The sequence below is a fragment of the Aeromonas sp. YN13HZO-058 genome (assembly GCF_001921245.1).
Classification (GTDB): domain Bacteria; phylum Pseudomonadota; class Gammaproteobacteria; order Enterobacterales; family Aeromonadaceae; genus Aeromonas; species Aeromonas allosaccharophila.
In genome coordinates this window covers 49,636-57,780 of the sequence record NZ_MQSY01000044.1, presented here as the reverse complement: position 1 = coordinate 57,780, position 8,145 = coordinate 49,636, and the positions used below count along the sequence as shown (strand labels likewise).

General features: G+C 58.5%; 8 protein-coding genes. 3 read left to right on the top strand and 5 right to left on the bottom strand.

Features of this window, described 5'->3' with window-relative positions; all coding sequences use genetic code 11:
- The 3 genes from BSP75_RS10860 to BSP75_RS10850 form a co-directional block, all read right to left on the bottom strand.
- Positions 1-891 (bottom strand): retention module-containing protein (locus tag BSP75_RS10860; RefSeq protein ID WP_253186627.1); only part of this gene is annotated, 891 nt, incomplete at its 3' end.
- A gap of 231 nt (positions 892-1,122) precedes the next feature.
- Positions 1,123-2,784 (bottom strand): putative transporter, encoded by a 1,662-nt coding sequence (locus tag BSP75_RS10855; protein ID WP_042062119.1) that lies wholly within the window; start codon positions 2,782-2,784, stop codon positions 1,123-1,125.
- Positions 2,785-2,911: 127 nt separating this feature from the next.
- Positions 2,912-3,547 carry a hemolysin III family protein gene (locus BSP75_RS10850; protein ID WP_005335337.1) on the bottom strand — a complete coding sequence of 212 codons (636 nt, stop codon included), beginning with the start codon at positions 3,545-3,547 and terminating at the stop codon, positions 2,912-2,914.
- 175 nt (positions 3,548-3,722) lie between these two features.
- Between BSP75_RS10850 and BSP75_RS10845 the strand changes: the two genes are divergently transcribed.
- The 3 genes from BSP75_RS10845 to BSP75_RS10835 all read left to right on the top strand — a co-directional run bounded on the left by BSP75_RS10845 (position 3,723) and on the right by BSP75_RS10835 (position 6,209).
- Complete coding sequence (locus tag BSP75_RS10845) at positions 3,723-5,246, top strand: aminotransferase class V-fold PLP-dependent enzyme (RefSeq protein WP_075113173.1); 1,524 nt, start codon at positions 3,723-3,725, stop codon at positions 5,244-5,246.
- Positions 5,247-5,336: 90 nt separating this feature from the next.
- Positions 5,337-5,888, top strand: coding sequence for a septation protein A (locus BSP75_RS10840; RefSeq protein ID WP_042062113.1), 552 nt, complete (start codon positions 5,337-5,339; stop codon positions 5,886-5,888).
- 24 nt (positions 5,889-5,912) lie between these two features.
- Positions 5,913-6,209: a YciI family protein gene (locus tag BSP75_RS10835; RefSeq protein ID WP_064341351.1), complete on the top strand. Its 297-nt coding sequence runs from the start codon at positions 5,913-5,915 to the stop codon at positions 6,207-6,209.
- A 96-nt stretch (positions 6,210-6,305) separates the two neighbouring features.
- Here the strand turns inward: BSP75_RS10835 and cysQ are convergent, their stop codons facing one another.
- Both cysQ and BSP75_RS10825 read right to left on the bottom strand, forming a co-directional pair.
- Positions 6,306-7,061 (bottom strand): 3'(2'),5'-bisphosphate nucleotidase CysQ, encoded by a 756-nt coding sequence (gene cysQ, locus BSP75_RS10830; protein ID WP_075113176.1) that lies wholly within the window; start codon positions 7,059-7,061, stop codon positions 6,306-6,308.
- A 116-nt stretch (positions 7,062-7,177) separates the two neighbouring features.
- A complete protein-coding gene (locus BSP75_RS10825) occupies positions 7,178-7,978 on the bottom strand; it encodes a DeoR family transcriptional regulator (protein WP_058053253.1) in 801 nt (266 codons plus the stop codon).
- Positions 7,979-8,145 lie beyond the last annotated feature (167 nt).

The following is an 8,145-nucleotide window of genomic DNA, read 5'->3' as shown; positions in this document are numbered from 1 at the left end:
GATGAAGTCCGTTGCAGAGCTGCCGGTGTCGTCAGTCATGCTGTCGATCGTGACGGTCACGCCGTCGCCATCCTGGTCAATCTGGCTGTCCACACTACCATCATCAGTCGCACTGTCGGTATTACCCGCAGGATCGGTCACTGTGGCTGTAACGGTATAAGAGCCTTCGGCCAAGGGGGTAACCACATCCACGGTGAAGGTGCCAGCGGGTGTGACGATAGCGGTCAGGGTTTGTTGATTACCGTTTGCATCGGTGACCAGCAGGGTCACGGTGCTGCCAACGGGAGCATCCGTGGTCCCGGTCAGGGTCGGAGTAGTGTCATTGGTGTTATCTGGCGCAACCACGGAAATGGTGGGAGGTGTCAGGTCAAATACTTCATCTTCGCCAGCAGCCCCAAGCGGTGGCTCGCCATTGGTGTTGTAGGTGGTATCGAAAGTGGCTTCGGCAATGGTTGCATCACCGGTACGATCGATGGTGACAAAACCGCCGTTACCACTGGAGCCGGCAACACCACCGATACCGCCACCGCCAGCAGCAGGTGCGCCGCCAGCTGCGGAGGCTTCAAAGGCCTGGGTCGGATCAGCGCCACCCAAAATGGCCTGTTGCAGAGCATTGATATCATCAGGAGTACCTGCAGCGCCGTTTTGCGCCAACTGGGGGGCATCCCCCTCTTCGGCAGGCTCACTCTGCTCGCTGGCCGGTTGCACATTGAACGACTGTCCGCCGCCCATGAAACTGGCGCCATCCGGCGACATGATCACAGCCCCTTTCGGCAGCACATCCCCTTCAGCCAACAGCTTCCGGCTGCCATCTGCGGCAACCAGATAAATTTGTCCTTTGAGTTGGGTTACGGTTACGCCCTGTTCCAAGGTAACGGCATTGGTGATCATGTTCTCTCCTGAATCCTGATTTGAATGCAATAAGCCACAGCCTACTTTGCAGACTGAGGGGAAAAATAACCAGCTCGAAAATTCGAAAGGATAGACCGATTTGAGGCTGAACTGTTCAGCCAGACAGAAGTGTGTAAAACGAGGTTACGAGAATGGTAAAAACCAAAATTATCAATAAATTACAGAATGATGACGGGAGCATGACAAGGCATGCTCCCGTCAGGATTAACCCTAGGCTCCCGCCCAGAGGATAATAGCCAGCAGTTGTGGCGAGATGATCCGCAGGAACATCACCAGGGGGTAGACAGTGGCGTATGAGAGCGCACTGGCACCACTGGTCGGGTGCATGGCGTTGGCAAAGGCCAGCGCGGGAGGATCAGTCATGGAGCCGGCCAGCAAACCGCACAGGGTCAGATAGTTCATCTTGCCGTAGAGGCGCGCCAGCACACCGACCACCAGCAGCGGGATCAGGGTGATCGCCATGCCGTAGAGCATCCAGGCCGGGCCATCACCATTGATCAGGGTATCGATAAAACCCGCCCCCGACTTGAAGCCCACTACCGCCAGAAACAGCACGATGCCAATTTCGCGCAGCGCCAGGTTGGCACTGGGGGGCATGAACCAGTAGAGCTTGCCGATACTGCCGATCCGCGACAGGATCAGCGCCACCACCAGCGGCCCGCCAGCCAGACCCAATTTGAGGGCGGCTGGGAAACCGGGTAGATAGAAGGGGATGGAGCCGAGCAACACACCGAGACCGATCCCGATAAATACCGGCAACATCTGCACCTGTTGCAGTTTTTGCTGCACGTTACCGACCACATTGGTGACCGCTTCGATGGCGTCGAGGCGCCCCACCAGGTTGAGGATGTCACCAAACTGCAGGCTGGTCTGACTGGTCGGCACCAGCTCGATACCGGCGCGGTTGAGACGGGAGATCACCACGTCATAGCGCTGTTTGATGTCAAGATCGCGGATCTTCTTGCCAAGAACCTGCTCGTTGGTTACCACCACCCGCTCTACTCGCAGATCGGTGCCCCGGGTCGAGAGCGAGGTCTCCACCTCCTCCCCCAGCACCAGCAACACCTTGTGCAGCGCGTGACGCTCACCGACCAGGTGCAGCAAGTCACCCAGTTCGATACGGGACTCCGGCCGCGGCACCATCAACTCGTCGCCACGCTTGAGACGGGAGCAGATCACATCCGACTCGTCGAGACTCGGGATCTCGCTCAGCATCAGGCCGTGCATATTGGGGTTGCGCACCGCGATGTTGATGGTCTGCAAGCTCTCCTTGGTTTTACCGGTCTGCAGCTCGAATTGGGCGGCTTCATCGTCGATCTTGATGCGAAAGAACACCCGAACCAGCCACATGGTGAGCAAAATGCCACAGATGCCGAATGGATAGGCAACTGCATAGCCCATCCCCATCAAACCGGTCGAACCGGGCGCAGCGCCCAGCTCGGCCAGGATCTGCTGGCCCGCACCGAGTGACGGTGTATTGGTAACCGCACCGGAAAATACGCCGAGGATCACCGGTAGCGGTACATCAAACAGTTGGTGCAGCGCAGCCGCCACCACGCAACCAAGGATGACCAGCAAGGCGGCAAACGCATTGAGCTTGAGACCCGAACTGCGCAGTGACGAGAAGAAACCCGGACCGACCTGGATGCCGATGGTATAGACAAACAGGATCAGGCCAAATTCTTGAATAAAGTGAAGAGTGTGCTCATCCAGAGCGAGATCCGACACCCCGGCAAAGTGACCCACTATGATGCCGCCGAACAGCACCCCCCCTATCCCTAACCCAACGCCATAGACTCGCCAGTTTCCCAGCCAGAGTCCTAGCACTGCCACCAGCGACAACATGCTGATGGAAAGCGCGATTTCACTCATTTCGTGCATCCTTTGCGAATTGAACTGGTCCTAGCTTGTCAGCAAACGCAGTTGCCAACTGTGTGATACCGCACGAATTTATCCTTTTACGCGCTAAAAATACCAATTAAGGGCTAGTTGCACGACGTTAGGCGACGTAGCCGTAAATAGCCATAAAGTGACAAACGCTGCCACCCAGCACAAAGAGATGCCAGATGGCATGGTTATAGGGGATCTGCTTGGCCACATAGAAGATGACCCCGAGGCTGTAGATAAGGCCGCCAAGCCCGAGCAGCAACAGCCCCTCACCGGCCAGATGGATGTAGAGCTGGTAGATGACCACCAGCGACAGCCAACCCAGCATCAGGTAGGTAAAGAGCGACAACTTCTTGAAGCGGTTGATAAATACCAGCTTGAACACCACGCCAGCCAGCGCCAGGGCCCAGATCACCACCATCAATCCCTTCGCCAGCGGCGTATCGAGCGCCACCAGCAGAAAGGGGGTATAGGTGCCGGCAATCAGCAGATAGATGGCGCAGTGATCAAACACCTTGCACCAGCGTCTGGCTCGCCCTTCCGCCATGCTGTGATAGAGGGTCGAGGCGAGATAGAGCAGCACCAGACTACCGCCATAGAGGCTGTAGCTCACCAGCGCCTGCGTGCCCTGTCCCCATCCCTTGATGAGCAACAGCACCAGCCCGACAATCCCCAGCAACAATCCCGCACCGTGACTCAGCCGGTTTGCCAGCTCCTCCCGGGGGGAGTAATCCATCACACCACTCATAACATCGACTCCACAATAACTGTGGCTCACTCTACCCAGCACCATTTCAGAGTACAAGTGTTCGCTTAAAAAATGGAGTGGCTGCCACCTGCCAACCTTTGGTGTATGCTCTGCCGCCGATGCCCGAGACAAGCGGCATAAACACCTACCCCGGTGACCTGGTCTGGAGAACCTGATGAAGTTGACTGAGCTGTTTACACAACCGGATGCAGCCTTTGGCGACGCAATGAGCGCCATGCTGGCACATTTTCACCACTCGGATGACAGTCAGGCCCCCTACCAGCGCGACCAGTTCACCCATCAGCTCGATCAATCCCGCATGCCTGCGGTCGGCCTCTCCATCGAGGAGTATCTGGCGCGGCTGGCCACTCTGGTGCCCGGCGCCTCTCACCTCACCTCGCCACGCTACATGGGCCACATGACGGCCCCACTGCCGGCCTATACCGCCGAGCTGTCGCGCCTGCTGGTGATGCTCAACCAGAATCCGATGAAGATGGAGTCCTCCCGTCTGCTCAGCTTTCTGGAGCGGGAGGTGCTGGCCAAGCTGCACCGCCTCATCTACGGCATGGACGATGCCTTCTACGGCGAACAGATGCATGCCAAGGATGCCGCCCTCGGCGTCATGACCAGCGGCGGCACCATCGCCAACGTCACCGCCCTCTGGCTGGCGCGCAACCGCGCCTGCGGCGACAACCTGTTCGCCCTCTATGAGCAGGGCTATCGCGGCGCCGTCATTCTCGGCTCCCGGCTGATGCACTACTCCTTCGACAAGGGCATGGATCTGCTGGGGCTGGGCGCCCGCAGCGTCTGGCGCCTCGAGACCGACGAGCAGAACCGGCTCAGTCTGGCTGCGCTGGAGCAGGCGCTGCTCCAGTGCAAAGAACAGAAATTGAAAGTGCTGGCGCTGGTCGGCGTGGCGGGCAGTACCGACTTTGGCTCCATCGACCCACTGCCGGAGCTGGCGGCCATCGCCGAGCGCGAGCAGATCCACTTCCACGTGGATGCGGCCTGGGGCGGCCCGACCCTCTTCTCCCCCCGTTATCAAAACCTGCTGACCGGCATTGAGCGGGCTGATACCGTCACCCTCGATGGCCACAAGCAACTGCTGGTGCCGCTTGGTACCGGCATGCTGCTCTGCCGCCAGCCGGACCTGATGATGGCGGTCAAGCGCGAAGCCCCCTACGCCATCCGAGCCACCTCGTTTGATCAGGGCCGCTTTACGCTGGAGGGCACCCGCCCGGCCAATGCCCTCTATCTGGATGCCGCCTTCCAGCTGTTCGGCCAGCAGGGCTATGCCGACCTTATCGAGGCCAACTACGACCGGGCCAGACTGATGGCTGAGCTTATCACCAGCAATCAGGCCTTCGAGCTGATGTCTGCTCCGGTGATGAACCTGCTCTCCTACCGCTGCATTCCGCCCCACCTGCAGGGCAAGCCGCTGGACGAGACGGCCAACGAGCAGATCAATGCCTTCAACGTGGCGCTACAAAAAGCCCAGCGCGCCGAAGGGCACAGCTTTGTCTCCCGCACCCAGCGGGCGGTAGTGCGCTACGGTGCCCAACAGCTCACTCTGCTGCGGGCCGTGCTGCTCAACCCCTTGATTGAAGAGCGCCATATCCGCGACCTGCTGGCCGATCAGCAGCGACTGGGGCTATCTATTGCTCGCCAACTGTTTGGCGACAGCGCGGAACCGGCTTAAAAATGAGCGGTCTTATTCATTTGCCGTTGTCCACCTTGCAGGTAGACTGGGCAAAATTTGCAGGCCATCTTTGAGGACTAGGCGCCAACAATGAAGCAATTTATTGAATTTATTCCACTTATCGTTTTCTTTGCGGTCTACAAGTTCTACGACATCTACATGGCCACTGGCGCACTGGTGGCCGTTACTGGTCTGCAGCTCGCCTATAGCTGGATCCGCTACCGCAAGGTCGAGAAAATGCAGCTCTTTACCTTCCTGCTGGTCGGCTTCTTCGGCGGCCTCACCGTCTTCTTCCACGATGACACCTTCATCAAGTGGAAAGTGACTGTCATCAACGTGCTGTTCGCACTGGGTCTGCTCATCAGCCGCTACGGCTTTGGCAAGAATCTGATCAAACAGATGCTGGCCAAGGAGCTGCAGGCACCCGATGCAGTCTGGGACAAGGTCAATCTCGGCTGGGTCGGCTTCTTTACCGTCTGTGGCCTGCTCAACCTCTACGTGGCGTTCAACATGCCGCAAGAGATGTGGGTCAACTTCAAGGTGTTCGGCCTGCTGGGAATGACACTGGTCTTTACCCTGCTGAGCGGCGTCTATCTCTACCGCCACATTCCGGCTGAACAAAAAGAACAGCTGAAAAAATAACCCTCATCAGAAAAGGATCCTCTCATGTGGTATCTCATCTACTCCGAAGATGTCCCCGATAGCCTGCCACTGCGCAAGCAGGTTCGCCCTGCCCATCTGGCCCGGCTGCAAGCGCTGCAGGATGAAGGTCGCCTGCTGACCGCTGGTCCCAACCCGGCTATCGATGCCGAGGATCCGGCCGATGCGGGCTTTACCGGCAGCACTGTCATCGCCGAGTTTGCCTCGCTGGCTGACGCCAAAGCCTGGGCCGATGCCGACCCTTATGTAACCGCCGGTGTCTACGCCAAGGTCACCATCAAGCCGTTCAAGAAAGTCTTTTAAAACTGCGCCAGATGCAAAGAGGCCGGAACGGGTATGCAACCCGCTCCGGCCTCTTTTTATTGCGCGATATGCGCGATGCTCAGCGCACCAACAGGGTCACGCTCTGGCGACAAACCAGGGGTTGAGGATGTCGGGCTTGTTGTAGGCAAGGGGTGAGCCATCGAGTTGGGTGACGCGGCCACCCGCCCCCTCCAGCACCGCCTGCGCCGCGCCGGTATCCCACTCGCAGGTCGGTGCGAGGCGTGGATAGAGCTCGGCGCCCCCTTCGGCAATGATGCAGAACTTGAGGGAGCTGCCCATGGAGACCAGCTCGATTTCACCAAAAGGAGCCAGAAAATCGAGGGTCTCCTGCGACAGGTGGTTGCGACTCCCCACCACGCGCCACGCCTCGCCTTCGCGATGAGGCCGGGTCTGGATGGACTCGCGTTTGCCATCGGCGATGCGCCAGGCGCCAAACCCCTTGCCGCCATACCAGAGCGTATCCAAGACCGGCGCATAGACCAGCCCCCAACGCGGCGCCCCCGCTTCAATCAGCGCGATATTGACGGTGAACTCACCGTTGCGGGAGACAAACTCCTTGGTGCCGTCGAGAGGATCCACCAGCCAGTATCGTGACCAGCCGTGGCGCGCGGCCATCACCTCGGGCCCTGACTCCTCCGACAGCACAGGGATATCGGGGGTCAGCCGCGCCAACGCCTGCACAATCACCTCATGCGCTCCCTTGTCGGCAGCCGTGAGCGGACTCTCGTCGCTCTTGTACTCCACCGCAAAAGGCTCGCGGTAGATCGCCATGATGGCCGCCCCCGCCGCACGGGCGACAGGTTCCAGGTCGGTGATATCGGGGTGGTACAGGGGGTGCTCCATAACAATCTCGTCCAGCTCACAGGGTCAACCAGTGTAACCCTTTTGGCATCAACTGCTTATAGCCGATTGTGCTGGGTTATATCTCGCGCTCAGGCTCTCCATATTCAGCCTGAGGGTACCAGCATCACCTCAATTCCTGCATGGCGTAATCCTGCAAGCATATCGGCAGGCACGGCATCATCGGTGATCAGGGTATGAATACGCGGGGTATCGATAATCTTGTGCAAGCTGCGTCGGCCAAATTTGCTGGAGTCGGTGACCACGATGATCCGCTCTGCGACCTGACACATGCAGCGGTTGAGGCGCGCCTCATCCTCATGATGGGTACTGACGCCGCGCTCCAGATCGATGCCATCCACCCCGAGAAACAGCATGTCAAAGTGGTAGTTTTGCAGGGACTGTTCCGCTTGTGCACCGTAGAACGAGAGCGACTTGCGGCGCAGATGACCGCCGGTCATTAGCAGCTCGACCCCCTCCGCCTCCAGCAGTGCATTGGCCACGTTCATGCCGTTAGTCATCACCAGGATCTCCTGATGCTCGCGCAGATGACGAGCCACCTCCAGGGTGGTTGTGCCCGAATCGAGGATAAGACGACACCCTGGTGGCACCAGTGTGGCCGCCAGCGCGCCGATCCGTTGTTTGACCGGCGTGTTGAGCACGCTTTTGTCGGCAATGGTTCGCTCGGGCACCGCCTGATTGGGTTCACACAGCAGAGCGCCACCATAGGCGCGTACCGCGACCCCCTGTTTTTCGAGGAAAGCCAGATCGTTGCGAATGGTGACGGTCGACACCTGATAATGGGTCGCCAGTTCGTTGACCTGAACGCTGCCATTGCTGCGCAGCTGCTGAATGATCCGCTCTCGCCGCTCACTGGTACCGAGCACGCTCTTTTCTGTTGTCTGCATAGTCTCTTCTGCCGGAGTGCTGTGGTGAAAAACTGCTTTCACTTCGTTACGGTTTCATATTAACGCGCAGTACCAGAGCCAAATCAAGCCTTCATTAAGCTTTAAGACAGTAATATTTGCTTTTACCCTCGCCAACAGAGATTTCGATTCCTTTCTTTTTGTGATCA

What these genes read in the sequence shown, in the direction of transcription:
- BSP75_RS10855 (WP_042062119.1), bottom strand. Translation starts at nt 2,784, where the DNA reads ATGAGTGAAATCGCGCTTTCCATCAGCATGTTGTCGCTGGTGGCAGTG.
- BSP75_RS10850 (WP_005335337.1), bottom strand. Translation starts at nt 3,547, where the DNA reads ATGAGTGGTGTGATGGATTACTCCCCCCGGGAGGAGCTGGCAAACCGG.
- BSP75_RS10845 (WP_075113173.1), top strand. Translation starts at nt 3,723, where the DNA reads ATGAAGTTGACTGAGCTGTTTACACAACCGGATGCAGCCTTTGGCGAC.
- BSP75_RS10840 (WP_042062113.1), top strand. Translation starts at nt 5,337, where the DNA reads ATGAAGCAATTTATTGAATTTATTCCACTTATCGTTTTCTTTGCGGTC.
- BSP75_RS10835 (WP_064341351.1), top strand. Translation starts at nt 5,913, where the DNA reads ATGTGGTATCTCATCTACTCCGAAGATGTCCCCGATAGCCTGCCACTG.
- BSP75_RS10825 (WP_058053253.1), bottom strand. Translation starts at nt 7,978, where the DNA reads ATGCAGACAACAGAAAAGAGCGTGCTCGGTACCAGTGAGCGGCGAGAG.